The organism is Arthrobacter sp. Z1-9, from assembly GCF_054792695.1.
The window spans coordinates 1272523-1299382 of the sequence record NZ_CP096456.1; the positions used below are offsets into that span (position 1 = coordinate 1272523).

Sequence of the window (26860 nt, forward strand, 5' to 3'; positions counted from 1 at the left end):
CGAAGGGAACCCCACGCCCCAAGCCAGTCGCGCCTCATGCGCTACGCCATCATCACCGGCCGCGTGGTCCAGCCGCAAGTCCATCCAGCGCCCAGTCCCAGCGGATCAACTCCTGCTCGAGTCGCACTGCCGGGCCATAGGTGTCTTTCACCAGCCCTTCGTAAAGTCCTGCCTCATCCGCCGTCAACCGGGTCAGCCCGGTCCTGGCTGGCGACGGCTCAGTGCCCCACACATCCCGGTGGGCCAGGAGCGTTGCCTCGTCCATCAGCAGACTGACCACGTGCGGGTGCACTGCACGGAGCTGGTCAAGAATCTGGAACCCGTGCGTGTCCAGATCGCCCCAGTAGAAAACTTCGCAGGACCGGAGCCATTCGGCGTCCCGCAAGGAGGAGAACCCGTAACCGCCGCCGTAGATCGCCAGCGTGTCCCGGCGTTCCGGGAGGGCCAGGAAGTTGACCAGGTTCTCGGTGATCAGCACTTTTGTGACGGGCAGGCGCAGGGTGCTGAACGCACCGGCCGTCACTGTGACATCCCGCGCGTTGCCTAGCAAAGGGACAACAGCATCCAGCGAACGGAACCGCACGAGCTCCGGCGGGTGCAGGAATCCATGCCTGGCGGCAAAACGGGCGGCAGGAGTCCGCGGCGCCGCCTGCCCCAGGAGGGAGCCGGCTTCAGCGGCCACGTCAGCCAACTGTTGAGCGGCAGCTTCCGGCGCATCGCCGGCAGCTGTCTGCGGGGACAGGGTTCCGAGTAGTTCGTCAATCACTGGCCGGTTGCCCTCGATAAACTTGGTATGCACGCCGGACAGGCTCAGCTGGCGGACGTAGACCCCGGGTTCCGGGTTGTCCCGCAGCCACAACGCAATCCGGCCTGCTGTGAGTGCGCCGGCGCCCAGGTCCAGCAGCTTCAGGGGCCGCCGCAGCGCCCAGGCACGGAACATCGGATCCAGCCCGGCCAGCCCCTCAGCCAGTTCCTGGAACCGAGCGGCATCTTTGGTCTTGCCCGCAAAGGCAATCTCGTCCTCCGCAGAGGCAAAAACAACCGCTGCGGGCAGCTGGTTCGGCCCAATCGTGTTGCGGCCCACCTCGGCGGTCTCCAGCGTGAACGGCCCGACGGCGGCAAACAGGTGCTCTGCCCACGCGCGCGCCGCCGCGTAATCGCGCAGGAGGGCCGCCGCCGTCGGCCGCTTCAGCGAACGACGGCGGGGGTAGGCGCCGCTGGGCTCCAGCAGTTCGCGGAGGAGGGCGCCGCTGTTCCACGCCTTCAGGGACAGGGTGCGAAGGTCAGGCAGGGTGGTCCACCCCTGTGCCTGGCCTGCAGAGCTGTCAGCGCGGAGGTCCCTTCCCGAACCTCGCAAGCTCGCTTCGGGCCCCTCGGGACGCCGCTTAGGCACGCCGGTCCCGTTCGTCCCGGTACTCCTGGATGGTCATGTTCCGCAGCTGTGAATCGTTGCCGTTGGTGTTGGCCACGAAGCCCACGTGTGCCACAAACGGCTCGATCACGTGGATCTTCTGCAGGGGAGTGACAATCAGCAGCTGCAGCTTCATGCGTTGGAACAGCTCCAGCCCGTAGCGGGCAGACTCGTCGGAGCCGCGGCCGAACGCCTCGTCGATCACCACGAAGCGGAAGCTGCGGCCCTTGCCCGCGCTCCTCCCGGCCCCCGAAGCGCCCTGCCCCCCGCCCAGGCCGAACTGGAACGCGAGCGCGGCCGCAAGGATGGTGTAGGCCAGCTTTTCCTTCTGCCCGCCGGACTTGCCGCCGGAATCGGTGAAGTGCTCAAACTCCTCACCCGTCTCGGTCCACTTCTCGGAGGCGGAGAACGTGAACCAGTTCCGCACGTCCGTGACTTTCGCGGTCCATCGCTCGTCCAGGGCGGTGAAGCCGTCGCGGCCGCGGAACCGTTCAATCAGGCGCTCCACCTGGAGGTACTTCTGTTCGGAGTACTGGTCCTCGTCCCCGATGGTTCCCTCCGAGCAGGCCCGCAGGTCCGTTCCGAACTGCCGTACGTCCAGGTCCGTGGTGTTCTGGTGCTCCAGCTGGATGTGCCGGCCGCGGTTGTACTCGATGGTGGCCAGGGATTCGTTGATCTTGGTGATCCGGCTGACGATGTCCTGGCGGCGGCTGTCCAGGAAGGCGTTGAACGCCACCACCTCGTGGATGGTGTTCTGGTTCAGGGACTCCTTGAAATGCGCCTCGAACTTGGGCAGATCGTTCTTTTCCAGCTGCTCGAGCAGGCGGTCGTAGTCTCCGGCGGCGTCGAGCGAAGCGTCGATCTCCGTGGTTTCGTTCGGATACTTGTTCCGGAAATCCGCCATCAGACGCACCGTGCCTGCCTCCGCCGTGGCCAGACGCTTGGACAGCGCATCGATGGTTTTCGTCAGCTCCTGCCGCACCGCGCTCTCAACAGCCACGGTGTTCCGGTAGGTGAGGACTCTCTCCCCGGGCGCCGCCGCGGCGAGGCCCGCGACGGAAGCTAGCAACCCGGCGTCGTCCGTGAGCGGCTCCTCCGCCAGCGCGGCACGGCACTCGGCGATGGCCTCCGCGAGGTTCTCGGTGTCCTTCTCATTCGCTCCGAGCCGCTGCTGGATCTTGTTGGCCCGCTCTTCGAAACGCTGCAGGTCAGTTTTCATGGCGGCCTCGCGGGCAGCCAGCTCCTGGAGGATGTTGCTGGCTGACTCCAGCACCCGCCGCTCCTCCTTGAACTCCTCGATCCGCCGGGAAGTGAGCTCCCAGTTGACCTCGCCGAAATCCGCCACCGAGCGCACGGTGCCTAGTTGCTGGTTCTTCCGGCCGAGGTCGCCCAGCTGGCGGTCGACGTTGGCCAGCTGCGTCGCGGCCACCTGGAGCTGGCCCTTTGCCGCGTCCAGCTCGGCGAGGAACCGGTTGACCTTGTCCTGGTTGTCCCAGCCGAGCACGAAGTTCCGCCGGTCCCCGATGTCCCTGCGGTCATCCTTTTCGTGCCGGCCGCGGCCGCCCTTGAGCTGTCCGTTGGCGGTCAGCGCCTTGGGGAAGCGCCGGAAGTCGGCCAGCGTGTCACAGCAGACGTAGTCGAAACGGCCCGCCAGTTCCTCCAGCAGAAAATCGCGGAACGGTGTGCCCTGCTTGATGGCGATCTTGGCAGCCAGGGTTCCGGGTTCAGCACTGCGGGCAGAGTAAGAGTCGCCCACCCTCAGGTAGACGAGCTTGCCCTTGAGGTTGTTCGAGTCCACCCAGCTGCTCACCGCAGCATAATGTTCAGCCGGCACCAGCAGGGACAGTGCGAAGCCCCTCAGGGTCCGTTCGGCTGCGCCTTCCCAGGCGGCTTCGCCGTCGCGGACGCGCAGCAGCTCTCCGGCGAACGGCAGCGCCTTCTCCGGCACGCCGGTTCCCTCGCACAGCCGGCGGCGGATCCCCACCTGGTCAAGCGGCAGCAGGTTCCGGCGGGACTGGAGGCTGGTGAGTTCCGCTGTGAGTCCGGCGGCGCGTTCGGTCAGGACAGTGCGCGTCATGGTCAGCTCGGTGCGCTGCTCCTGCAGGTCCCTGTTCTGCTCCGCCAGTCCGGATTCGACGGCGGCCAGCCCGTCACGGTTGGCGTCGAACAGCACCCGGTCCTCCGGTGCCCGCAGGCCCAGCTCCGCCGCGGCGGCCGCGTAGGTCTGGTACCGGGTGCGCTGTACGGCTGCTTCGCGCTCCAGGCGGGCGATGTCCGCGTCGATTGCCGCGAGCCGGCCGCCGCCGTTGGAACGGATGTCCTCCGCTACGGCGCCAAGATCGTGCCGAAGTTCGGTGATGCGGGCGGTCACGGAGGCGTTGTCCTCGCGCAGCCGCTGGCCGGTGCTGTCCAGCTCGGCGGCATGTTCGAGGCTGAGGATCAGCTTCTGGTTGGTGAACCAGGGGTGCAGCTGGTCCCGCTGGTCCCTGGCTTTCTGGTCCTGGAGCGTGAGTTTGGCGTGCCTGGCGGCCCCCTCGCGGATTGGGGTCAGCATGGCGATCTGGTCCTTGGCGCGCAGCACTGCGCCGTGGGCCTTTTTGAGGTCATCGAAGTGGTGGATCAGGTTCTTGATCCGGCTCTCCACGTCGTCCTCGTCCAGCATGTTGGTGCGGACAAAGGAGGTGATGTTTTCCACCTGCTTCATGGACACCGTCCGGTGGAACAGCTCCATGGCCTGGTTCCCGCTGATGCCGAACTGGCGCTTAAACGCTGCCGCATAGGGCTCGAAGGTGTCGTGGACGGTGGCGCCAGCGGCCTTGAGTTTCTTTTTCAGTTTGAAAGGGTCCTGGCCGAAGTTTGAAAAATCCTCCGCAATGGACTGGTCGGTCTCGGCCAGGGAGTAGAAACGGCTCGGCTGGCCGGCTTCCTGCACCGCCCATAACGTGACGGCCAGGGTGACCGACTTGTCCAGCACGGCGTTGTGGAACACCGCGAGCACCACGGTGAGCGCCCCGGTTCCACGCAGCGACACGGGCCTGGAGTTTTCACCGCCGGTGCTGCGGGTGCTCTTGTGGTAGCCCCGTACATAGGACATGAGGCTGCGTTCCTTCTTCTGCGCCCCTGCGGCCTTGTTGTATTCGATCTTGTTGGCCGGCAGCAGGAGCGTGGTGATGGCATCCACCACCGTCGACTTTCCCGAACCGATGTCCCCGGTCAGCAGGCTGTTAGCGCCGTCCAGACGGAACGTGCGCACACCCTGGTGAAACGTGCCCCAGTTGAGCAGCTCCAGACGGTGCAGCCGGTAGCCCGGGGGAGTGCCGGCGTCGTCCGCTGGGTATCCTTCCGGCTGGTCCACGGGGTCCTCCAGGCTGAACAGGCTGTCCTGCAGATCCGCGGTCACGGCAGTTCCCCTTCGGTGGTGCTTTCAGGCGTTTTCGGTCGAGCACCTGCCGGTTCCTCCAGGGACGCCCGGTAGTCCGCAAGGCGGGCGTCAAACTCCTCCAGCCACTGGGCGTCAACGTACGCCTTCAGGATCCTGGCCACCTCATAGGTGTCCGCCTGGCCGCGGAGCCTGCGGAGGAAGCCCAGCTCCACCACCTTTTTGATGGTGGCGCCCAGCTTGTCCAGGATCTTGGCCTGGTTGCTGGATTCCGGCAGGAAAACCGCCACCATGTCCACGATTTCCTGCTCCGTCATGATGAGGCGGAGCTCGCTGCTGTTGGTATCGAACTCAAGCATCCGGCCGCGCAGCAGGGCCAGCAGGAGACTGACGTCGAAGGTGAGCCGGCGTCGCGGGATAAGCCGGGGCAGGTTGCCTTCAGGATCCTCCTTGGACCGGAGGAATGCGTAGCCCTCGGACTCATCCAGGATCAGGTCCAGCCCGAGCACGGCAACATAATCCCGGGCCTGGGATTCGAGGGTGAGCAGGGACTGCCAGACCTTCTCATCCGACTCGGCGTACAGGACGCCCCTGAAGAGGCGGGTGACGACGCCGGGAAGTTCCTCGGGCGTCCGGGCTGCAGTTTCGATGATGTCAGGGGAATTCATGCCGGCCTCACAAAAATGATCTGGTCTATGGTGGCTTCGCGGATGCTGCCGTCGGGGAGCTGCCACTGCAGTTGCTGGGGCACGTCGTCGTGGATGCTGGCCCATTCGGACTCGCTGGCCAGCTGGTAGTACGCAACAATCTCGGCCAGTCCCTGCTGCAGCGGATGTGCTTTGGTGACTTCAATGAGGGTTGCCTGTTCGGCGTCGGCCAGGACGGAATCGATGTTCGCCTGCAGGCGCTCCTTATCCACGTGGAACTGGCTGAACAGGGCGCCGGCGTCAACCTCCGAATCATCGGCGGCCAGGACGTCGTCGTCCACCATCATCTTCCGGCTTGGCTCGTACAGTGGCCGCTCGAAAGGCAGCGCGACGTCCACGGACTGCGCGGCGATGTCCATAAAGATGCCCGACGGCGGCGCCTCCCGGGTGCCCAGGGCGCCGGATTCGATACTGCGGATCAGCCGCATGATGCGCTTGTTTTCCAGGAACACCTTGTCGTCGAGGAGCCGGCGCATCTGCTCGGACAGCTGGCGGACGGTGGACTGGGTCTGGTCCACTGCGGGCAGCCAGTCCTGGTGCAGCCTGGTCACGGACTGCAGGTCCTTAATGCCGGCCAGCGCCTCAATCTCCGTGGCCCGCTGCAGGAGGTCCTGCAGTTCGGTGCGCAGCTGCGGGGACATGAGATAGTCCCAGAACCCCTGGAAGGTGCGGCCCTGGAGGGAGCTGCTGATGCCCTGCTGGTTGGCGAAGATGGTTTCCAGGAGCTCTCCCTGAGTGCCGTCCCAGGTGGCGATCTGCTCCCGTACCTGCCGGTCAAGCTTCCGGAAGTTCTGCTCCACCTCGCGGAAATCGGCGAGGAGGTCTTTGGCGAGGGTGGTCAACTGCTGGAAGTGGTCCAGCGCCTCCGGGGCGGTCATCACCCTGACGTTGCCGTCCCTGATCCGCTGCATCTCGGCGTCAATCCCGTCCCGCTGGCGCTGCAGCTCGGCCAGCCGGACCTCAGGATCGGTCTCGGACTGCTGGACCAGGGCCTTGAGGACCGCGAAGATGCTGGTGAGCCGTGACTGAGTGGCCACGAAGTCCCGGCCGCGGAGGTTCTCCACCCACCGGACCACGTCCTCGGCGGCTGGGGTGAGGTCGTAGTGCGGTTCATCCTGGCCCGCTACGTAGTACTTGCGCAGCCACGCCTTCTCGCTGGCAGCCCAATCGTCCAGGTACTCGCCGGCAAGGCGCGGGAACTTGTCCTCACCGTAGACGTCGCGCAGGCCGAACAGGATGTCATCCAAATGGTCGATGAGCTCCTGCCGGCCGATGTCCCGCTGGTTCGGGCCGGTGAAGGCTTTGATAAAGAAACTGATGGCCAGCGGGGCGTTCTGCGCACGCAGCAGGGACCAGCCTGCGTGGTTCTCACGCAGGGCGTTGACGGCGTAGAAATCCAAGGCGTCCTAAAGCGGGTTTTGCGGCGGGATGATTTATCAGCCCAAGCTACACGCCGCCGCCGACAATTTCTCTGGCGGACGAGCGAATTGCTGCCTGATGACGCCCCGGTGCGTAGCCGATCAGCGGTCGCCGCGGACGTCGTCCAGGTTTTGCACCGTGCCGGCTTCTGCGGTGACCCTCGGCAGGGGGACGTCCGTAGGGCTGGCGGCCTGGCCGGCTTCCGCCTGCTCCCAGTGCCGCCGGAGCAACCCGGCCAACCGCCCGGGCTCGATCCGATGCGGGGGATCGAAGTGGTGGCGCTTGGGGAACACTTCCAGATGGAAGTCCGGGAAGAACACCCTTGCCAGCCGACTGGCAATCTCGCCGTAGGCATCCGGGTTGCTTAGGCCGCCCAAGGCGTAGAACACCGGCCGCGGAAACGCCGCCAGACGCTCTCTCTCCAGGTCGTAGTCCTTGAAGGACCGCAGGAAGGCCTTGGTGCCCGCGGGCCGTTTCGCCATCCACGGCGGCGGGGGAACCGGCGGTGGTGGCGGAAGGACGGCGTCGGGCTTGACTCCCAGCCTCATGAAGGCGGGGAGGAACTGTTCCGGCGGGAGCGCTTGGAGCTGCTCGTACTTCTTCCAGAGCTCCGTATGCCCGGCGCTCCAGTCCCAGTTCCCGGCCCAGGCAGGCTCTAGCAGCGCCAGGCTGAGCAGTCTGTCAGGGTGCCTGGCGGCGAACGCCAGGGCGGCTGCGCCGCCACCGGAGTGTCCGGCCAGGTGGAAGGTCTCCCAACCGAGGGCGTCGGCCTCGCGCAGCACGCCGTCAATCTCCGTGTCCAGGCTCCAGCCAGGCGGAGGCTCGTTGTCCGCGTAGAGTTCGAGGTCCTTGGCGACGGCCTGTACCCCGGGACCCAGGGCTTCAATCAGGGCGTCGTAGGCCGGCCGGGCCGGGAGAATGGAGCCCGGAAGCAGAATGGCTCGAATCCGATCCATAAACGAACCATACGCCCGGTCCGGTTGTTCCTGACAGCCCCGTGGCGAGGCCCGCTGAATCCCCGAAGGGGACGGCCCGCTCAGCACTTTGCCCGGGGAGTGACAGGCTGAATTTGGTGGCAAAATGTGCCGACTGAAGCCGATGGTAATTAGTGCTCCAAATCTCCTGTAGGGTTGATCCTGTTGTTGTGTTTATGCAGTTGGTAGTTCAGGCAGTACGCGGGGTCGAAAGTCCTCGTTCTTCTGAAGTAGCGGTTTTGAACACCCCACACCGGAGGACCCGAAAGTCGGGACTTTTCCTCCACCTTCACGAAGGACAAAAATAATGGCTACTGGTACCGTCAAATGGTTTAACGCTGAAAAGGGCTTCGGCTTCATTTCCCCCGATGACTCCTCACAGGACGTTTTCGCACACTACTCTGCGATCGCTTCCTCCGGCTTCCGCTCACTCGAAGAGAACCAGAAGGTCTCCTTCGAAACCGAGCAGGGCCCCAAGGGTCCCCAGGCCGTAAACATCCAGTCCCTCTAATTTTTTAGAGAAACTGGGGCCTTAGGGTTTCAAAGTTTGAAAGCAGGGCCGGTCACTGACCGGCCCTGCTTTTTGTTAATCCACGTGTGCTTCTTCGGCGGCTCTCGGCCGGTTGTCAGGCGTGCCGACCAGTGCGGCGGGTTAGCGGCTTGGGTCTTTGCAGGCCCAGCCACCCGCTTCTGGCCGCAGCATTGGCGGCCGTGGCCCGCTTGGGCGGCGCTGGCCAGCACCGTCTAAGCGGGCCCGGGCCGCCTTAAACAGAAAGCAGCAGCTGACTTAGTGGAGCCCCATCGCGTTTCGCACCTCATCGAGGATGTGGTGCATCGCGTTCTCGGCAGCAACAGCGTCCCCGCCAGCGACGGCAGCAGCAACATCCTCGTGCGCCTGCAGTGCCTCGTTCCGCGGCTTGAAGGGCATCAGCCCCTGCTTGGTACGGCTGGTGAGCACCTCGGCCACCATGCCCTCCAGCGCAAGGAACATCTCATTGCCGCAGCTCTCCAGCAGCAGGCAATGGAATTCGATGTCCGCCGCCAGGAAGGCCTCAAGCTCCCCGGCCTCGCCGAGCCGGCGGAGGTCGGCAGCGAGCGACGTCAGCTTCGCCCGCTCAGCGGCGCTCGCCCGGCGTGCGGCGCCGGCAGCAGCAATAGGTTCGACGGCGATGCGCAGCTCCGTGAGGCTGCTGTACTGGATCTCGCGCCGGTCCGAGGCGAGCCGCCAGCGCACCAGCTTGGGGTCAAAGACATTCCAGAGCCGGCGCTCCTGCACCACGATGCCCACCCGCCTGCGCGAGTACACCAGGTTCATGGACTCAAGGACCTTCATGGTGTCGCGGGCTACAGTCCGGGAGATGCCGTATTCCTGCTGGAGCCCCTCCAGAGTGAGCCGGCTTCCGGGTGGTAATTCACCGGAAGCAATGGCTACGCCGACCGCCTCCAAAACGCGTTCATGCATGGCGGGGGAGGCCCCGCCGTCGTGCGCGGTGTCCGCGTCCTGTGGTGTCGCCCTCGACATCTTTCCTGCCTTCCTCTGCGCCTGCGCGCATTTCCAGCTTACTCAAAAACACCTAAAGGTATGACTTGTGACACGGAAAGATAGTATCTGTCGTGCCAAAAGGTGCTACCTTATTTCCAGCGCACCTCCTCGGGAGATGCGCGACGAGCTTTCTTCACTAAGCCAACGGCGTCTTCTTCGGAGGTAAACATGCAGTATCCCGCCACGCATCTGGTGGTGATGGGGGTTGCCGGTTCCGGCAAGTCCACCATTGCGGCAGCGCTTTCCCAACAGCTGGGCTGGGCATGCGCCGAAGCGGACGAGTTCCATCCGCAGTCCAACATCCAGAAGATGAGCCAGGGCATTCCCTTGCAGGACGAGGACCGCTGGCCCTGGCTGCAGGAGATCCAGAAGTGGATGACCACCCAGGCCCAGGCCGGCAAGAGCACAGTGCTCACCTGCTCCGCCCTCAAGCAGAGCTACCGGCAGCTGCTTGCCCAGGCGGACGGCCGCGTCCTGTTCCTGCACCTCCACGGCGAAGCCGACCTGATCGGCCAGCGCATGCAGGGCCGCGAAGGCCACTTCATGCCGCCCACGCTCCTGCCCAGCCAGCTGGCAACGCTGGAACCACTGAGCGACGACGAACTCGCTGCCGGCAGCCTCCGCCTGGACATCTCCAAGTCCCCGGAAGAGCTCGTGAAAACCATCATCGCCTCGCTGAAGCTTTCCGCCGGCCAGGCGTCCTAAACACTTCCGTTTCCCCAAACCCCAACAAAACTCTGTTTCAAAGGAGAACCATGACCATCGAAGGATGGACTCAAACGATGGGTGCAGGCCCCCTGCTGCTCATCGCCGCGGCCGCGATCGCCGCGCTGCTGTTCCTGATCATCAAGCTGCGCATGCACGCGCTGCTCGCCCTGATCGTGATCAGCCTCGCCACCGCCTTCGCCACCGGCATCCCCGCCAACCAGGTGGTGCCCGTACTAATCAACGGCTTCGGCACGACCCTGGGCACCGTGGCACTCCTCGTGGGCCTGGGCGCCATGCTCGGCCGCATCGTCGAAACCAGCGGCGGCGCCAAGGTCCTGGCCGACTACCTCATCGGCATCTTCGGTGAGAAGCGTGCCCCCTTCGCCCTTGGCCTTGCCTCGCTGATCTTCGGCTTCCCCATCTTCTTCGACGCCGGCCTGGTGGTCATGCTGCCCGTCGTCTTCGCCGTCGCCCACCGCCTGGGCGGGGGAGTGCTCCGCTACGGCCTCCCGGCCGCCGGCGCGTTCTCCGTGATGCACATCTTCCTGCCGCCGCACCCGGGCCCGGTGTCCGCGTCCGCCTTCTTTGAGGCCAACGTTGGCCTGGTAATGATCGCCGGCCTCATTGTGGCCATCCCCACCTGGTACGTCACCGCCTACCTCTTCGGCCTCTACACGGGCCGGAAGCTCGTTCTGCCCGTGCCGGAACTGCTGGGCCATGCAACGGCCGACGCCGAGTCCCACCCGCCGCGCTTCCGCACCATCGTGGGGCTGCTGCTCCTGCCGCTGGTCCTGATCTTCATGAACACCGGCCTGAACACGCTGGCCTCCTCCGGCGTGTTGAGCGAAGGCGTCAAGGACGAGCAGTGGTTCCAGGTCCTGCGCACTATCGGTGAAACGCCGGTTGCGCTGCTGATCGCCGTGATCGTGGCGATGTTCGTCCTGGGTGCCAAGCGCGGCAAGGACGCCGGAGCGCTGGAGAAACTGCTCGAATCCTCCCTGGGCCCGGTCTGCTCCGTCATCCTGATCACCGGTGCCGGCGGCATGTTCGGCGGCGTCCTGCGCACGTCCGGCATCGGCACCGCACTCGCCGATGTCCTGGGCGACCTGGGCATCCCGCTCATCCTGGCAGGCTTCCTGATCTCGGCCATCCTCCGCATCGCCCAGGGTTCCGCCACTGTGGCACTCACCACCACCGCAGGCCTGATCGCCCCGGCCGTGGCGTTGGCAGGACTGAACGGCATGCAGGTCGCGTCCCTGGTCATCGCCGTGGCCGCCGGCTCCGTGGTGGTCTCCCACGTCAACGACTCCGGCTTCTGGCTGGTTGGCCGCTTCTTCGGCATGGACGTCAAGACCACCCTGAAGACCTGGACCGTGATGGAAACCCTCATCGGCGTGATGGGCTTCGCGATCGCCGCAGTGATCTTCCTGCTCGCCGGCCTGGCGGGTTAGCTTTCCCCAGCTGGCCCCTCCCAACCAAGTAGCGCCAGGTGTCGTTTTGAGCCCCCAAAACGACACCTGGCGCTACTTGCTTTAAGTGGCGGCCGATTTCCCCGTGTCCTGGCCCCCATATCCTTGGACGGTGACTCTCCTTCAAGCTGTTTTTTCGTTTGCTTTGGTTGCCGGGCTTCTGACGCTGGTCCCCGGCTTGGACACCGCTCTTGTCCTGCGCTCGTCCATCTCCAAATCGCGCCGTTTCGCCTTCGCCACAGCACTGGGAATCAGCACTGGCGCGATGATCTGGGGAGTTGCTGCGGCGGTTGGCGTCTCCGCACTCCTGGCTGCCTCTGAATTCGCCTACCGGATGCTGACCATCGCCGGGGCGGCGTACATGATGTGGCTGGGACTGTCGCTGCTGTGGAAGAGCCTGCGCCAGGGCACGGCTGCGCCGACGGGCGACAATTTGGTGCCTGCGGGCGGGGATGGCATGGTCAAGGGCTGGCTGACCGGGACCGGCACCAATCTGCTCAACCCGAAAGTGGGCGTCTTCTATATCGCGACCATCCCGCAGTTCATTCCGGCAGGGGCATCACCCTTGCTGGTGGGCATCCTGCTGGCAGGCATCCACTGCATCCTGGCGATGGCCTGGTTCACCCTTCTGATCTTCGCCACCGGCTATGCCTCCCGCTGGCTCAAAGGGACCCGCAGCATCCGCATCATCGACAGCATCACCGGAACCGTCCTCGTGGGCTTCGGTCTCAAGCTCGCCCTCGAACCTGCCCATTAGCCTTACCCGCTGCTACTTCGCTGCTCGGGCTTTCGGAGTCTTGGGTTCCTTGGGCGGCAGCCCCGCCACGTACTCGAAGGCTTTGTGGATCCAGGCTTTCGCCCGTGCGTCGTCGCCGTCGCCCTCTTCGTTCCACATCTCCGGGAGGCCGGTGTAGTCGCCCATGGGGCGCTCGGCAGGCCCGAATGGGACCGTCCGCTCCGCGCTTTCGAGTTCCTGCCGGTCCTCGGGAGACAGCTTGATGCCGATGGTGGGCCCAAACAGCCCGGCGAACATGTTGCCGTTTACAAACGCGCCCAGGTTCCCGAACATCGGCTTGACCACCACGTCCGCGTGGTCCGGAACCAGGGACTTGAAGCGCTCCTTGTCCCCGGCCGTTGCTTTTGGCATCTCCATGACGGTCCTCCCTCGGCTCGGCTGGTGTCTGCAGGATATGCCGTGGCAGGGGCGGCAGGGAACACCTGGCCTGCCGGCGTCGTTGTGCCAAGGGCGGCATGCTTCAGCGTGGCGCGTGACGTTCCACTGACCAAAGGACAATCCTTGACTCCTCGCACCATCGTGATCACCGGCGCCAGCGACGGCATTGGCGCAGCAGCCGCGCGGACGCTGGTGAAGGCAGGGGAGCAGGTGGTCGTCGTCGGCCGTTCCGAAGAGAAGACCCGCGCCATCGCCAAGGAGTTGAACGCCGACTACTTCGTCAGCGACTTCTCCAAGCTTGCGCAGGTCCGCACCCTGGCCGCGCAGCTGCAGTCCGACTACCCGCGCATCGATGTCCTGGCCAACAACGCCGGTGGAATTATGGGAAAGCGCACCCTCACCGTGGACGGCAACGAATCCACGTTCCAGATCAACCACCTGGCGCCGTTCCTGCTCACCACCCTGCTGATGGACACGCTCGTTGCCAGCAACGCTAAGGTGATCAACACCTCCAGTGCCGCCAATGGCTTCGGCAGGCTGGACCTCGCGGACCTCACCGCCGAACGCAGCTACTCCACCAACCGGGCGTACGGCACCGGCAAGCTTGCCAACATCCTGTTCACCGCCGAGCTGCACCGCCGGTATGCGGACCAGGGCATCACGACGGCGGCGTTCCACCCTGGCGTGGTCCGCACCAACTTCGCGGCCGAGTCCACCAGCCCCTTCCGCCATGCGTACAAAACCATATTGAACCGGTTCATGCTCACCCCGGACCAGGGCGCCGACACCCTGCTCTGGCTTGTCAACGGCACCCCGGGCAAGGACTGGTTCTCCGGCGCCTTCTACGCGAAACGCGCCCTGTCCAAGGCCAATCCCCAGGCTTACGACGCCGAGCTGGCGCGCGGGCTGTGGGAGAAGAGCGAAGAGCTGGTTCGGGCTTCTTCGTAAAACGCGGCTGTCACTCGCAGCCGAGGCCGTCGTTGTCCTTGCCGTCCAGCTCATAGATGTCGTCGCCGATGACGCGAACGGGTCCCTGCACGTAGGCGGGTCCGTTGCCGCTTCCGCCGGCGCAGTCGACATCTGAAGCGATGGGAACACAGCCGGAGTAGTTCGGGTCGCAGCCTGAAGGAGCCGGTGGAGCCGCGGGAGCAACGTATTGCGGTGCAGGTGGTGCTGCCCTTGCGGCGGCTTCCTGCGCAGCCTTGGCCTCTGCTGCCTTGGCCGCTTCAGCAGCCTTTTCAGCAGCGGCGGCTTCTGCAGCTGCTTTCTCCGCGGCGGCTTTGTCGGCGGCTGCCTTTTCGGCGGCCGCCTTTGCTGCAGCGACCTCCGCAAGCTTGGCGGTAAGGCGCTTTGACTCGGAAGCTTCAAGCCAGATCAACGTTCCCGCCTCATCGGCGGTGCAGACAAAGGTGAGCCCGGTGACCTCTTCTTGACTCTGCAGCGAAGCGCAAGCAGTTCCTGCGATTGGTGTGGGAGTGGACGTAGCAGTTGCCGCGTTGGTAGTGGGTTCTTCTCGGCCAGCACTGCTCGTATTTCCAGCGTTGCTGCATGACGGCAGCACGACGGCCGCAGCGGTCACGGCCGCAAACACAGCAATTCTTGGCCATCTCCCCTGGGTGATTGGCTTAGGCGATGACTCTGCGTCCCGGGAATGGAGCTGCCGGTATTTATTGCGACTTGTGTTCATTGGTGCCCCGCATATTGCGCAACGCTGGGACTTGCAAGGCGAGCCTAGCACCGGTCTTTCTGTGGAGGAAGAGTCGAATCAAAGCCCAGTCCCGACCCTCGTTGAAAACTTCCCAAAGAGGCTAGCGGCTGCCGTTCCGGGCCAGCGCCTCGCCGATAATTCGCGCACCTTCCGGGTAGGCGCCCGGATTCGGGCCGGAGTAGTTCAGCCGCACGAACGGACCGGCGGGCTCGGCCGGGAACCACTCGGTGCCGGCGGCAATCATCACGCCGGCGTCCTCGCAGTCCCGGGTCAGCCGCGGCAGGTCCGTGCCGTCCGGCATCCGCAGCCACAGGTTCAGCCCGCCCTTGGGCAGCAGCTCGATATGGGCCTGCGGAACATGCTCCCGGACGCTGGTGACCAGCAGGTCCCGCCGCGACTGAAGCTGCTGCCGCAGGCTCCGCAGGTGCGTCTGCCACCCCGGCTGCGTCACCACATCCAGCGCCGCGGCCTGCAGCAGACCGCTGACGTACATCGACTCCGCCGCCCGCTGGCCCAGGATCCGTTCCCGTGCCGGACCGCGCGCGATGACCGCGGCGATCCTGATGGCGGTGGAAACGCTCTTGGTCAGGGACCGGACATAAACGACGTGCCCAGAGTCGTCCCGCGCGGCAACCGGGACAGGATCGGACGTGATCCCGAAATCATGCGCCCAGTCGTCCTCCGCAAGAAACGCGCCGTGCCGCCGGACCACCTCGAGGACCTCCTCGCCGCGCCCCGGAGCCCACTGCGCTCCCGTGGGATTCGCGTAGTTGGGCTGCGCGTAGAAAGCCCGGGCGCCGGTCTCCTCAAAGGCGCGGGCCAAAGCCACAGGATCAGGACCCTCGGGCCCGCTGGGTACGGGGACAACCCGGACCCCCGTCTGGGCCGCGGCCAAAATAGCACCCCAGTACGTGGGCGACTCCATCAGCAGCGGCTGCCCGCTTCCCACCAGCGCCCGGAAAATCGAACTGAGTCCGCTCTGGCTGCCCGGCAGCACAATCACATCACTCGGCGTCGGGGGAGAGACCCCGGCCGGTGTGGCGGAACCCAACTCATGCGCAAACCACTGCTGCAGCTCCGGCATCCCGGCCGCGGGCGGGCGGGACAGCGCGGCATCGCCGCGGGCGGCACGGGTCAGGGCTGCGCGGACAAGGCGCTCCGGCAGCAGTTCCCGGTCCGGATAGCCGGAGTGGAACGGGATGACGCTGTTGGGGACGTCCCGCATGGTGCCGGAAGCGGAGGGAAGGGCCGACGGCGGCGCCCCCAGTGCCGCCGTCTGCCAGCCATAGTCGGCGGGCCGCGCCGTCCGGACCGCCCGCACGAACGTCCCCACTCCGGGCCTGCTCTCAACCAGTCCCTGTGCCGTCAGTGTCTGCAAAGCCTTCTGCACCGTCACCGGGCTCGCCTGGTACTCCGCCACCAGCGATCGGGTGGACGGCAGCCTGGCACCAGGCGCAGCTGCAGAAATCCACTGCCGAAGTGCCGAAACGATCCGGGAACTGCTATCGTTGTTCATGAAAGAACATAGTAGCGCTACTGTCGCTGAACGGCCAGTGATACTGCCGCGGACCCCGACCGGGGTCTGGTGGGGACTCCTGGGCGTGATTGCCTTTTCCTTCACGGTACCATTCACCCGCGTGGCGGTGGCCGGCCTGTCCCCGCTGTTCATCGGCTCCGGCCGCGCTGTCATCGCAGCAACCCTCGCCGCCGCAGCGCTGGCAATAACCCGGCAGGGACTCCCGTCCGCCCGCACCTGGGCAAGGCTGGCGCTCGTGGCCGGCGGCGTCGTCGTCGGCTTTCCGCTACTCACTTCGTATGCCCTCACCGCCGTCCCCGCCGGGCACGGCGCCGTGGTCATCGCCCTCCTGCCCGCCGCGACGGCCACGGCCGCCGTGCTCCGCACCCGTGAGCGTCCACCCGCAGCCTTCTGGGCTGTCATGGTGCTCGGCTCACTGGCGGCCATCGCGTTTGCGTTCCTGCAGTCCGGCGGGATCGGCCACCTGCACTGGGCCGACCTGCTGCTGCTGGGCGCCGTCATCTGCGCCGCCGTCGGGTACGCCGAGGGCGGCCTGCTGGCGAGGGAGCTCGGCTCCTGGCAGACCATCGCCTGGGCGCTCGTCCTCTCCTTGCCGCTGATGCTGGTCCTCGCCGTCCTTTCGGTTGCGGCCCGGCCGCCCTCAGCCACGCCGGCTGAATGGGCCGCGTTTGCCTACCTCGCCGTGGTCAGCATGTTCCTCGGCTTCTTCGCCTGGTACCGCGGTCTCGCCATCGGACCCATCGCACAGGTCAGCCAGATCCAGCTCCTCCAGCCCGTCCTGAGCATCTGCTGGGCGGCACTCCTGCTGGGCGAAGCCCTGACTCGGACCACCGTCATCGGCGGCCTGGCCGTGGTCGCGTGCGCCGGCGCCGCGGTCCGTGTCCGCCTCCGCCCCGCCCTCATCTCCTGAACCGAAAGGACCCCATCATGTACATCCCCGCCCACTTCGCAGCAGACGCCGACGCCGTCCACCACCTCCTCGCGCGGCCCGCCGCGGCCAACCTGGTCACCATGACGGACCAGGGCCTGCTGGCCACACTGCTGCCCTTCGTCTATGAACCCTCCGTGGGGGAATACGGCGCACTCCACGCCCACATGGCCCGGAACAATCCGCAGTGGTCCAGCGCCATAAAAGGGGAAGCGCTCGCCATCATTGAAGGTCCGGATGCCTACATCTCGCCGTCCTGGTACCCCTCCAAAGCTGAGCACGGCCGCGTGGTACCCACCTGGAACTACTCCACCGCCCATGTCTACGGTGAGCTCGTCATCCAGGACGACGCCGACTGGCTGGGCCGGCACGTCCGGCGCCTGACAGGGCTGCATGAGGACGGCCGGGAACATCCCTGGGCCGCTGACGACGCCCCCGAGCGGTTCATCGCCGGGCAGCTGCGCGCCATCGTGGGCGTCGAGCTGGTGATCACGCGGATCGAGGCCAAGGAAAAGCTCAGCCAGAACCGCTCCGCCGAGGACGCCGCAGGGGTGGTGGCGGGACTTCGGGCAGGCGGGCAGGAAGCCAGTGCCGCCGCGGTGGAGCGCGTGCGCGGCTGAGCCGCGAGGGACGTACGACGGCGTTGGCCCGCCTCCCAGCGGCAGGCGGGCGGCGCCGTCGTACCTTATCCCTGGGCGGTCACCGGAAGTAACAGCGTGCAATATAAGCATGTCTTTATGTCTTTGATGACTGGAAATTCGGCGCGCGTGCTACTTTCAGCACTGTCGACGTGCATTTCTTCGTTTCCCGGAAGCGGGACCAGGGAGACTGCGCGCGCCCAATCGCACCTATCGACCCCCACATTGGAGACGCCCGTGGAACCCTCAGCACCGCTCACGCTGGATGAGCAGCCAACTGGCACGGCAAGGCAACAGGCAGAGTCCGGACTTCGCCGCTCGATGGGCCCGCGCCACCTGGTGATGATCGCCATGGGCGGCGTCATCGGCTCCGGCCTGTTCCTCAGCTCCGGCTACACCATCTCTCAGGCCGGCCCGCTCGGCGCGGTGATTGCCTACCTGGTGGGCGCCTTCGTGGTGTACCTGGTCATGGCCTGCCTGGGTGAACTCGCCATCGCCTACCCGGTGTCCGGCGCGTTCCACATCTACGCCGCCCGCTCCATCGGCCCCGCCACCGGCTTTGCCACCGCCTGGCTGTACTGGCTCTGCTGGGCGGTGGCCATCGGCTCGGAATTCACCGCCTCCGGCCTGCTCATGCAGCGCTGGTTCCCGGATGTGGACGTCTGGGTCTGGTGCCTGGTGTTCGCCGCGGTCCTCTTCGGCTTCAACGCCGTCTCCTCCAAGTTCTTCGGCGAGTCCGAGTTCTGGTTCGCCATCGTGAAGGTGGCCGCCATCATCGTCCTCATCGTGCTCGGCGGTGCCGCCCTCTTCGGTTTCCGCCCGCTCAGCGGCGAGGGAGAGCACCCGTTCTTGTTCGAGGACTTCGCCACCGACGCAGGCTTGTTTCCGAATGGTTTCACCGGTGTCCTGGTCACAGTCCTCGCCGTCTTCTACGCCTTCTCCGGCTCGGAACTCATCGGCGTGGCGGCAGGCGAAACCAGGGACCCCGCCACGAGCATCCCCAAAGCCATGCGCACCACCGTGCTCCGGCTGCTCATCTTCTTCGTTGGGGCCATCGCCGTCATCGCCGCCACCATCCCGTACAACGAGGTGGGCCTGGACGAAAGCCCGTTCGTGACGGTCTTCTCCGCCATCGGCCTCCCCTTCGCCGCCGACATCATGAACTTCGTCATCATCACCGCGCTCCTGTCCGCCGGCAACAGCGGCCTCTTCTCCTGCGCCCGCATGCTCTACTCCCTCTCCGACGAAGGCCACGCACCCCGCGCCTTCAAAAAACTGACCCGCCGCGGCATCCCGTTAATCGCGCTCTCGGTGAGCATGGTGGGCGGCGTCGCGTCGCTGATCAGCAGCGTGGTTGCCCCGGAAACGGTCTACCTGGTGCTGGTCTCGGTGGCGGGCTTCGCCGTGGTGGGCGTGTGGATGTCCATCACCGCCTCGCATTTCTTCCACCGCCGCGCCTTCGTCCGCAACGGCGGCGATGTGTCCGCCCTCGCATACAAAGCGCCGCTGTTCCCACTGGTACCCATCCTGGCGTTCTCGCTCTGCGTGGTCTCCCTGATCGGCATCGCCCTCGACCCCACCCAAGCCGCCGCGCTCTACTTCGGCATCCCGTTTGTGGCCGCCTGCTACATCTGGTTCCACTTCCGCCACGGCCGGAAGGCGCTGCCCGCCAAATAACTGCCCGCCAGGTAACTGTCCGCCACGTAACGGCAGCGGACGACGGCGGCAGCCGGGTTGGGCGCGTCACGCACCTTCCCGGGCGGCCGCCGTCGTTCATTCCTATGCCCTTGCTTCCGCGCCTTTGCGGGGCGGGACCGTGGAAGAATAGGGCGAGGTTTCCGGGGAGGGGCAGATGAGCGTGGATTCGTCCGCTGAGGCGTCGTCAATGGCGCAGGGGCTCCGCATTGTGCGGCTGGTGGCCGACCGGGAGAAACGGGGCCGCCAACTGCTGGGTGTTTCCCAACTGGCGGCCGAATTGGACATGGACCAAAGCCGCGTGTCCCGGCTGACCCAGGAACTGTGCGATCTCGGGCTGCTCGAGCGTGTGGACCGCGGCCCGTTCCGCACCGGTCAGCGGTTCTTCAGCCTGGCCGCCGCGCTGAACACCGGCTGGGTCCGGGAAGCCAAAACGGAACTCGAAGCGCTGGTGGCATCGCTGGGTCTCCGGGCACGGCTCTCGGTCCGGGACGGCTACCGCGTGATCCTGGTCAGGAGTTCAAGCAACGACGCCGTACCCGGAAGCTTCGTGAAGCCCGGCATGGTGACTCCGGCCTGGTGCACCGGCGCCGGCCGGGCGCTGCTCTGGGATCATGACCGGCCTTCCTTGGATGCGCTGCTCCGGGACGTGAACTACATCGGCATCGGCGGTCCTGGTGCTGCCCATTCCACCGATGAGGTCTGGGACCTGATGGTCCGGGACCATGCCGCTGGCTACGTTGCCGCCGTCGAAGAATTTGAGCACGATGTGGTGGAACTTGCGGTGCCTGTGCGCGATGCCGGCGGGGCAATCCTTGCCTCGCTCAGCGTGCTGGGAAGCCGTGCCGGGATCGGGTCTGATGCGGGCTCTTTTGCAGCAGTGCTTGGCCAGGCGGCGGAACGGCTCGGAGCTTCCCGGGCCTAGTCCTGCGGCTGGTAACCGAGCCTTTGTTCGAGCCACCGGCCCTGTGCCATCAGCGCTGCCGCGCACGCTTCCCGGCGCGGCTCCAGTCGGGCCTTGATGCCCACGATCTGCAGCGCCGCCACCACGTCGCCCTTGAAGTCCCGGACGGGGGCGGCCAGGGAGTAGAGCCCTGGTTCGGCCTCCTCGTCCACGATCGTATAACCGCGTTCACGGGCCGCTTCCCGCCGTGCCAGGAAGTCGTTCACGTCTGAGGGCGAGTTCGGGCCGTGGCGGACGAAGTCGACCTCCGCGAAGACGGTCCGCACTTCTGCCTCCGACGCCTCCCAGAGCACTGCCTGGCCTGCATCACTGCAGTAGGCAGGGTAGGGCCGGCCCAGCCAGGAGCCCACCAGGTTGCTGCTGGCCGGGACGCTTTCACCGATGGTCACTGTGCTGTCGCCATGGAGGACCCCAAGGAAGCACGCCTCGTCGGTTTCGCGGGCCAGCGTGTCCAAGGCGGTGCCGCCGTCGGACTGTAAACGGCGTTCCGTCAGCAGTTGCGCGTCGGTGAGGAGGGACCAGTCCAGTGTGTAGGTGCGCTGGCCGGTCCGGGTAAGGAAGCCCTCCTGCTCGCCGCTGCGCAGGTTGCGCGACACCTGGCTGCGGTCCTTGCCCAGGTCCGCGGCGACGTCGGCCACTGTCCCGCCGGGGTGTCCGGCTGCGTGGCGGGCGCCAACAGCAAGGACGGCCATGATTCCGCGGCCCATGCTGGAGGTTTTTGACATGGAGTCGAGTCTAGTGGAGGGCTTTCCTGGCCGTGCGCTGGCAGGGTGGCTGCGGGCAGCGGCGCCAGGACGCCGTCGGAATCGCCGGAACAGTGCCCGCTCGCTGAAGCGTTTCCGCGACCCCGCACTTTTCAGGCGACCACGGCGCAGCTGAGCGGGACGTCGGGCCGCAAAGCCGCATCAGCAGATGGCAAACACCCGTGCCGGGAAACCGCTGCCGCCCAGTGGCCTGGCCCAGGTTGCGACGACGACGGCGCCGGATTCCGGAAGCCCGTCCAGGTTCGCCAGCAGTTCAATCTGCCAGCGGTCCTGCTCCAGGACATAGGTTTCCAGGCTGAAGTCCTGGCGGGAGGTGGCGAGGCCCGGGTCTGTGTCCGTCTGCTCGTGGCCTACCGCCGCAATGGACCGCTCGTTGACCAGGAAGGACAGCACCTCGCGGGACCACCCAGGCGTGTGGCTCAACCCGTCGCTGTCCCGGTTGGCCATGGCGTCCGGGACCGGCCAGCGGCTGCTCCAGCCGGTGCGCAGGGCCACGAAAGCGCCCGCCGGGATGGTGCCGTTCCGGCGTTCCCAGTCCTGCACGTCCTGCAAGGTGGGGGTGGCATCCGGGTTGCCGGCCACGCGGGAGGTGATGTCCAAAACCACCAGCGGAAGGATCATCTCCTCCACCGGGATCTGGTCCAGGGTCCTGCCGCCGCGAATGAAGTGGGACGGCGGATCCACGTGGGTGCCCCATTGGCCCACGATCGTGTACCGATGGGCGGTGAACCCGTCACCCTTCTCCAGGTCAAAGAGGGCCTCCCGCTCCTCATCCGGGAAGGCGGCGAAGTGTGGCTGGCCGGGGTGGAAGGCGTGCGTCAGGTCAACGAATTGCCTGCCCGAGAGCAGCGGCTGCAGGCTCTCCCAGAGGGAAACGGTGGCGGTGTTCGTCATGATGCAGCAGCTCCTTGGGGCACCAGCGCACTGCTGGAAACACTGAGGGGTCCGGTGAGTTCGATGACCGGCACTTCCCACGGGTGGATCTCCACGATCTGGCGCAGAAAGCGTTCCACCGCGGCGTCCTCCAGGGACGCGTCGAAATAGGTAGTGAAAACGAAGGTTGGTGACAGGGTCTGCTCGCCGACGCGGCCCAAGGTGGGGTTGGCGCCCTCGGCCGTGGTGAACCCTTCGAAACCCAGGCCGGATTCGAAAACGTGCTTGTAGTTGCCGAAGTCGCCCAGCTCCCGGAACTGCGTCAGTGCCTGCAGGAGATGGGCGATGCCCGGGTCATCGCGGAAGGCGCTCGCTTTGCCTTTGGCCAGCTGGGCAAAGGTGGTGCCGCTGATGGGCCAATGCACGCGCAGCTTGCGTACCGGGTGCAGTTGAACGTCCAAAGCCTGTCCTCTTTCCTCCCGCCGGGCTGGCGGTTGCCTGCCATCGTGACAGAAAGAAATAATCATTACAATCATAAAGAAATGCGTATTATGACTGACATGCCTTTCACTGCTCCGCTGTCGTCCCTGCTGGAAGCCAGCGGGCACCTGCCTGCTGACGGCGCCCTGGCCACCGAGCTCGAGGCCCGCGGCTGCAACCTCAACGATCCCCTGTGGTCGGCCAAGGTCCTGCTCGAACAGCCCCACTTGATCAAGGACGTCCACCGCGACTACTTCGCGGCAGGTGCCAGGATTGCCACCACCGCCAGCTACCAGGCCACGCCCCAGGGCTTTGCCGCGCGGGGGATGGGGGAGCAGGAGGCGCTGGAGCTCGTGGCGTTGTCTGTCCGGCTGGCGGACGAGGCCCGCCGGGAGCACCTGGACGCCGCCCCCGACGCCGGACCCCTGCTGATTGCCGGATCGATCGGCCCATACGGGGCCTACCTCGCGGACGGCTCCGAATACCGCGGGGACTACGTCCTGACACCCACCGAGTTCCGGAACTTCCACCGTCCCCGCCTTGCCGCGCTGGTGGAAGCCGGCGCCGATTTCCTCGCGTGCGAAACGCTCCCGTCCTTTGCTGAAGCACAGGCTCTGCTGGCACTGGCCCGGGAATACGGCGTCGAATCCTGGTTTTCCTTTTCCCTGCGGGATGGCACCCATATCAGTGACGGCACCCCGCTGACGGCCGTGGCCGAACTCCTTGCCGCGGAGCCCCTGGTTGCCGCGATCGGCGTAAACTGCGTGCCGCTGGAACTGGTGAGCCCAGCGCTCGTGGCCCTGGGCCAAGCCACGGACAAGCCGCTGCTGGCCTATCCCAACTCCGGTGAAACTTACGATCCCGTCGCGAAGACCTGGGCACCTGCCGCAGCATGGGCGAGCAGCAGCCCCGCGGCAGAGAATACCGCCCGGCCCGGCAGCCTTGCCGCGGGAACCGCCAGCTGGATGAAGGCCGGTGCCCGCATCATCGGCGGCTGCTGCCGGACGACGCCCGGCGACATTGCCGCCGTCGCAGCCGCTATCAGTGCCGCTTAGCTCTCGAGGCGCCCATAGGTGCTGATCACGTTGCCCTTGCTGGTCCGGTACTGGTCCTGCAGGACCAGCCGGGTGGCGGGGTCACCGTCCTCAAAGAGGCGGCGGCCGCTCCCTGCGATCACTGGGTGGGTCATCAGCGTGAGGGAATCAAGCAGCCCGGCAAACAACAGGTGCCGCGTCACCGAGATACTGCCGCACACGGCGATCTCACCGCCGTCGCCCGACTTCAGCTTGGCCACGAACTCTTCCAGCGGGGCGTCCATCAGCTGCGAATTCTGCCATTCCAGCGGTTCCGACAACGTCCGGGAAGCCACGAACTTCTCCACGGAATTGATGAAGCCGGCGAAGTCCTCATCCACCGAGGCGTTGGGCCAGTAGGCCGCCCATTCCTGGTAGCTCACGCGGCCCAGCACCACGGTGTCCACGGTTTCCATCATCCGGGTCAGGCCCACGCCGAGTTCATCATCGAAGCTGTCGAACTGGAACTTGTAGGGATCCGACACCACGCCGTCCACGGAGTGAAACAGGCCGGCTGTGACTTTACGCATGGGAACCTCCAGTTGGCACCAACGGTGCGGGCAAGCCGGCGCCAGGTGGCCGGACAGGCCCACCCTATTAGCTGCATGGGCGGCAGGGAAGGGGCCTGCTGGTGAAGCGCGGGCCGAATCCACGGCAGCCAGGCGTTAGGTTCATCACCACCCCCTGCGTGTTGCCCAAATTCCTGGCCCGGCAGCCCCATACTGGTTTTGAGCGGCTGTTGCCGCGCCCCCGGCCAGGCAGGAGGAAGTGCATGGAAACCCTGAAAAAAATCGTGTCCAACCAGTATTTCCCGGCCGCCGCGGTCCTCGCCGCAGTGGTCCTTTTCTGGGCCGTCGGCCTTCTGGGCGGCCTGTCGCTCCTGCACAACAACCAGCCCCCGCTGACCACCCTGACCTGGATGCTGTTTGTCTACGGCGCAGCCGTCCTCACCCCGCTGGCCGGCGCCCTGGCCGCCGTCGACCTGGTCCGGCGCTGGAAGCGCAACCGCGCCGCCGAAGCAGCCTACGCTGCTGAAGCAGCGTACGCCGTTGAGGAAACGTACACTCCTGGAGCAGCAGCCCACGACGCTGAAGAAGCCAACTTCACGGAACCCGCACCCGCCCGGCAGGGCACGACGCCGTCATCCCCTCAGCAGCCGGCACCCGCCGCACCGAAAAAGAGTGCGAAGCAGCCCGGACGTAAGCAGGCCGCGTAGTTCCGATTGCCGGTTGAGGCGCCCTACCGGGCCTTCAGCGCATGGAGGGCTTCTTCCGCATGGTGCAGGGCATACTCCAGCCGCTCGCCGGGTTCCGGTAGCGAGAACAGGTAACCCTGCAGCGAATCGCACTCGAGCGCGGTCAGGTAATCGGCCTGCGCGGCCGTTTCCACGCCTTCAGCCGTCACGGTGAGCCCCAGGCTGTGGGCCATATTGATCATCGAGCTGAGGATGGGCAGCCGCTCGGCGCCCGTGCGGACCATTGAGACAAACGTCTTGTCGATCTTCACGGTGTCCACCGGCAGGTCCTGCAGCCGGCCCAGTGAGGAATAGCCGGTCCCGAAATCGTCCAAGGCAACCCGGGCTCCGGCCTCCCGCAGCGTGCTGAGCTGTTTGATCAGGCTGCAGTCGGCGTCGAAAAAAACGCTTTCCGTCACCTCAAGCACCAGCTGGTACGCGGCCACGCCGCTGGCTTCGGCGAGGCGGAGGACCTGCTCGGCGAAATCCGCTTCCTGCAGCTGGACGCCTGAAACGTTCACGGACAGGGACCGGGACGGGTCCTCGCTGAGCCACGGCGCCAGCTGCACCATGCCCAGGGCCATCACCTCGGCGCCGATTTCACTGATCAGCCCGGTGCGTTCAGCCAGCGGGATAAATACCGACGGCGGGACGCGCTCGCCGCCCCTGTCCCACCTCGCCAGTGCCTCGAACTTAACAACCTGGCCCATGCGGTGCGAGACAATCGGCTGGAAGTCCACCGAGATTTCCCCACGCGCCACGGCCAACTGCAACCCGCTTTCCATGTCCGTCCTTTGCACCAGGGCCGCCATCATGTCCGGGTGGAACCGCAGGAACCGGTTCTTGCCCGCAGCCTTGGCAGCGTACATGGCAATATCGGCGTGCCGCAGCAGCTCCGAGGCCCCTACACTTTGCTGGCCCAGCGACGCGAGCCCCAGGCTGAGGCTTGGCCGGAGGAGGGTGCCGTTGATGGTCACGGGCACGTGCAGGCACCGCACAATGCAGGCCGCGATCGCGTCTGCGTCCGGACAGGCCGTCAGCAGCACCACGAACTCGTCACCCCCGAGCCTGGCCACCACATCCGCAGTGGGTGCGCAACCGCGCAGCCGGCGGGCCACCTCAATCAGCATCTCGTCGCCGGCCTGGTGCCCCAGGATGTCGTTGACTTCCTTGAAATCGTCCAGGTCCAGCAGCAGGACGTCCACTGTCTTTAGCCGCGGCTCTGTCAGTGCTTCCAGCAGTCCGTCGTTAAAGACGGCCCTGTTGGCGAGCCCGGTGAGCGGATCCTGGAAGGCCATGGTGCGCAGTTTCTCCGCCTGGGCGGCGAGGTCGAGCATCGCCTGGTGCGCCTGTTCCTGCGCCTTGCGCCGCGGGGTCACGTCCCGGAAGCTCCACACCCTGCCAACGATGTTCTCGCCCACCCGTTGCGGGCGCGAATAGCGCTCGAAGGTCCGGCCGTCCTTAAAATCCAGTACGTCGTGGCTTTCTGCCGCCGGGTTGTCCTCCAACTCGGTGATCCGGCCCATAAAGGCAACTGGATCCGCCACTTGGGCAATGACCAGCCGCATGATCGGGTCCTCACTGTCACCCTTCAGCAGTTCCGGCGGGATGCCCCACATGCGCAGGAACTGGTCGTTGAACCCGGCCACGCGGCCCTCAGCACTCATGACCAGGATGCCATCTGCCGTGGATTCCAGGGTTGCAGTCAGCAGAGACATCGCCTCGCGCAGGTCCTCGTCCGCTGCTTTCCGGTGCGAGGTGCCGCGGACGGACAACAGCAGCTGCGGTGCTGTTTGGCTGCCGGTAGGGCCGTCGGCAGCAAGGTCCGGGAGCAGCGATGCTGCCACCTCCGCCGAAAACTCTGTGCCGCTGCTGTGGACCCCGTAAACCTCCCGCGGCTGCGGATGTATCCCGGGCTGGGCGAGCAGCTGGCGGAAGAGCTGGTCCACCTCGCCGCGGAAACCCTCCGCAAGCAGCACCTGATGGTTCCGGCCCGTCAATTCTTCCCGGCTCGCTCCGAAAAGCCTCTCGGCAGCGGCGTTGGCCATGGTGATGGTGCCGTCCGCCGCCAGTGCGAGGAGTGCATCGGGGCTGGCATCCAGCACTGCGCCAAACGCATCCCCTGCAACACTGTTGCTGTGGCCCTGAGAATCAGCCATGTCACACCCCCCTCGCACATCAT

General features: G+C 65.9%; 25 protein-coding genes. 11 read left to right on the forward strand and 14 right to left on the reverse strand.

The features are described from left to right. Positions 1–52: 52 nt before the first annotated feature. The 5 genes from M1D93_RS05845 to M1D93_RS05865 form a co-directional block, all read right to left on the reverse strand. Positions 53–1393 (reverse strand): Wadjet anti-phage system protein JetD domain-containing protein, encoded by a 1341-nt coding sequence (locus tag M1D93_RS05845; RefSeq protein ID WP_461174211.1) that lies wholly within the window; start codon positions 1391–1393, stop codon positions 53–55. Then, entirely contained in the window at positions 1386–4811 is a 3426-nt protein-coding gene (locus M1D93_RS05850; RefSeq protein ID WP_461174212.1) for an ATP-binding protein, read from the reverse strand. The genes M1D93_RS05845 and M1D93_RS05850 overlap by 8 nt, the downstream gene beginning before the upstream one ends. Beyond that, positions 4808–5458, reverse strand: coding sequence for a DUF4194 domain-containing protein (locus M1D93_RS05855; RefSeq protein WP_461174213.1), 651 nt, complete (start codon positions 5456–5458; stop codon positions 4808–4810). Before M1D93_RS05855 ends, M1D93_RS05850 begins: the two co-directional genes overlap by 4 nt. After that, positions 5455–6897: a DUF3375 domain-containing protein gene (locus M1D93_RS05860; protein ID WP_461174214.1), complete on the reverse strand. Its 1443-nt coding sequence runs from the start codon at positions 6895–6897 to the stop codon at positions 5455–5457. Before M1D93_RS05860 ends, M1D93_RS05855 begins: the two co-directional genes overlap by 4 nt. A 120-nt stretch (positions 6898–7017) precedes the next feature. After that, positions 7018–7872, reverse strand: a complete 855-nt coding sequence (locus M1D93_RS05865; protein ID WP_461174215.1) for an alpha/beta fold hydrolase — start codon at positions 7870–7872, stop codon at positions 7018–7020. Between the two features lie 325 nt (positions 7873–8197). On the opposite strand from M1D93_RS05865, the gene M1D93_RS05870 reads away from it, so the two are divergent. After that, entirely contained in the window at positions 8198–8401 is a 204-nt protein-coding gene (locus M1D93_RS05870) for a cold-shock protein (RefSeq protein WP_066274236.1), read from the forward strand. Positions 8402–8677: 276 nt separating this feature from the next. Here M1D93_RS05870 and M1D93_RS05875 read toward each other — a convergent pair whose 3' ends face one another. Further along, a complete protein-coding gene (locus tag M1D93_RS05875) occupies positions 8678–9412 on the reverse strand; it encodes a FadR/GntR family transcriptional regulator (RefSeq protein ID WP_461174216.1) in 735 nt (244 codons plus the stop codon). 189 nt (positions 9413–9601) lie between these two features. Between M1D93_RS05875 and M1D93_RS05880 the strand changes: the two genes are divergently transcribed. The 3 genes from M1D93_RS05880 (at position 9602) to M1D93_RS05890 (ending at position 12367) form a co-directional block, all read left to right on the forward strand. Beyond that, positions 9602–10138 (forward strand): gluconokinase, encoded by a 537-nt coding sequence (locus tag M1D93_RS05880; RefSeq protein WP_461174217.1) that lies wholly within the window; start codon positions 9602–9604, stop codon positions 10136–10138. 50 nt (positions 10139–10188) lie between these two features. Beyond that, positions 10189–11592 carry a GntP family permease gene (locus tag M1D93_RS05885; RefSeq protein WP_461174218.1) on the forward strand — a complete coding sequence of 468 codons (1404 nt, stop codon included), beginning with the start codon at positions 10189–10191 and terminating at the stop codon, positions 11590–11592. Positions 11593–11722: 130 nt separating this feature from the next. Further along, positions 11723–12367, forward strand: coding sequence for a LysE family translocator (locus M1D93_RS05890; protein WP_461174219.1), 645 nt, complete (start codon positions 11723–11725; stop codon positions 12365–12367). Positions 12368–12379: 12 nt separating this feature from the next. On the opposite strand, the gene M1D93_RS05895 is transcribed toward M1D93_RS05890, so the two are convergent. Continuing rightward, complete coding sequence (locus M1D93_RS05895; RefSeq protein ID WP_461174220.1) at positions 12380–12763, reverse strand: TfoX/Sxy family protein; 384 nt, start codon at positions 12761–12763, stop codon at positions 12380–12382. A 144-nt stretch (positions 12764–12907) separates the two neighbouring features. Between M1D93_RS05895 and M1D93_RS05900 the strand changes: the two genes are divergently transcribed. Next, positions 12908–13732: an SDR family NAD(P)-dependent oxidoreductase gene (locus M1D93_RS05900; protein WP_461174221.1), complete on the forward strand. Its 825-nt coding sequence runs from the start codon at positions 12908–12910 to the stop codon at positions 13730–13732. A gap of 10 nt (positions 13733–13742) precedes the next feature. On the opposite strand, the gene M1D93_RS05905 is transcribed toward M1D93_RS05900, so the two are convergent. Then, positions 13743–14162 (reverse strand): hypothetical protein, encoded by a 420-nt coding sequence (locus tag M1D93_RS05905; protein WP_461174222.1) that lies wholly within the window; start codon positions 14160–14162, stop codon positions 13743–13745. A 430-nt stretch (positions 14163–14592) separates the two neighbouring features. Beyond that, positions 14593–16008, reverse strand: a complete 1416-nt coding sequence (locus tag M1D93_RS05910) for an aminotransferase-like domain-containing protein (RefSeq protein ID WP_461174223.1) — start codon at positions 16006–16008, stop codon at positions 14593–14595. On the opposite strand from M1D93_RS05910, the gene M1D93_RS05915 reads away from it, so the two are divergent. The 4 genes from M1D93_RS05915 to M1D93_RS05930 all read left to right on the forward strand — a co-directional run bounded on the left by M1D93_RS05915 (position 16007) and on the right by M1D93_RS05930 (position 20215). Next, positions 16007–16939 carry a DMT family transporter gene (locus tag M1D93_RS05915; RefSeq protein WP_461174224.1) on the forward strand — a complete coding sequence of 311 codons (933 nt, stop codon included), beginning with the start codon at positions 16007–16009 and terminating at the stop codon, positions 16937–16939. The two genes, M1D93_RS05910 and M1D93_RS05915, sit on opposite strands and share 2 nt — an antisense overlap. A 17-nt stretch (positions 16940–16956) precedes the next feature. Then, entirely contained in the window at positions 16957–17577 is a 621-nt protein-coding gene (locus M1D93_RS05920; protein ID WP_461174225.1) for an FMN-binding negative transcriptional regulator, read from the forward strand. Between the two features lie 255 nt (positions 17578–17832). Next, positions 17833–19272, forward strand: a complete 1440-nt coding sequence (locus tag M1D93_RS05925) for an amino acid permease (protein ID WP_461174226.1) — start codon at positions 17833–17835, stop codon at positions 19270–19272. A gap of 181 nt (positions 19273–19453) precedes the next feature. Then, the gene (locus M1D93_RS05930; RefSeq protein WP_461174940.1) at positions 19454–20215 is read left to right on the forward strand and encodes an IclR family transcriptional regulator; all 762 of its coding nucleotides are present in this window, start codon (positions 19454–19456) and stop codon (positions 20213–20215) included. Here the strand turns inward: M1D93_RS05930 and M1D93_RS05935 are convergent. From M1D93_RS05935 to M1D93_RS05945, 3 genes are all read right to left on the reverse strand, one after another. Then, a complete protein-coding gene (locus tag M1D93_RS05935) occupies positions 20212–20979 on the reverse strand; it encodes an IclR family transcriptional regulator (protein WP_461174227.1) in 768 nt (255 codons plus the stop codon). The two genes, M1D93_RS05930 and M1D93_RS05935, sit on opposite strands and share 4 nt — an antisense overlap. A 180-nt stretch (positions 20980–21159) precedes the next feature. Then, a complete protein-coding gene (locus M1D93_RS05940) occupies positions 21160–21912 on the reverse strand; it encodes a cyclase family protein (RefSeq protein ID WP_461174228.1) in 753 nt (250 codons plus the stop codon). Continuing rightward, entirely contained in the window at positions 21909–22352 is a 444-nt protein-coding gene (locus tag M1D93_RS05945; RefSeq protein WP_461174229.1) for a hypothetical protein, read from the reverse strand. The genes M1D93_RS05940 and M1D93_RS05945 overlap by 4 nt, the downstream gene beginning before the upstream one ends. 99 nt (positions 22353–22451) lie before the next feature. Here M1D93_RS05945 and mmuM point away from each other — a divergent pair, with 99 nt between their 5' ends. Then, complete coding sequence (gene mmuM, locus M1D93_RS05950; protein WP_461174941.1) at positions 22452–23426, forward strand: homocysteine S-methyltransferase; 975 nt, start codon at positions 22452–22454, stop codon at positions 23424–23426. Here the strand turns inward: mmuM and M1D93_RS05955 are convergent. Beyond that, positions 23423–23974 carry a dihydrofolate reductase family protein gene (locus M1D93_RS05955; protein WP_461174230.1) on the reverse strand — a complete coding sequence of 184 codons (552 nt, stop codon included), beginning with the start codon at positions 23972–23974 and terminating at the stop codon, positions 23423–23425. The two genes, mmuM and M1D93_RS05955, sit on opposite strands and share 4 nt — an antisense overlap. Before the next feature lie 242 nt (positions 23975–24216). Here M1D93_RS05955 and M1D93_RS05960 point away from each other — a divergent pair, with 242 nt between their 5' ends. Then, on the forward strand, positions 24217–24660 hold the full coding sequence (locus M1D93_RS05960) for a hypothetical protein (protein ID WP_461174231.1): 444 nt from the start codon (positions 24217–24219) through the stop codon (positions 24658–24660). 23 nt (positions 24661–24683) lie between these two features. On the opposite strand, the gene M1D93_RS05965 is transcribed toward M1D93_RS05960, so the two are convergent. After that, positions 24684–26837 carry a putative bifunctional diguanylate cyclase/phosphodiesterase gene (locus tag M1D93_RS05965; RefSeq protein WP_461174232.1) on the reverse strand — a complete coding sequence of 718 codons (2154 nt, stop codon included), beginning with the start codon at positions 26835–26837 and terminating at the stop codon, positions 24684–24686. Positions 26838–26860 lie beyond the last annotated feature (23 nt).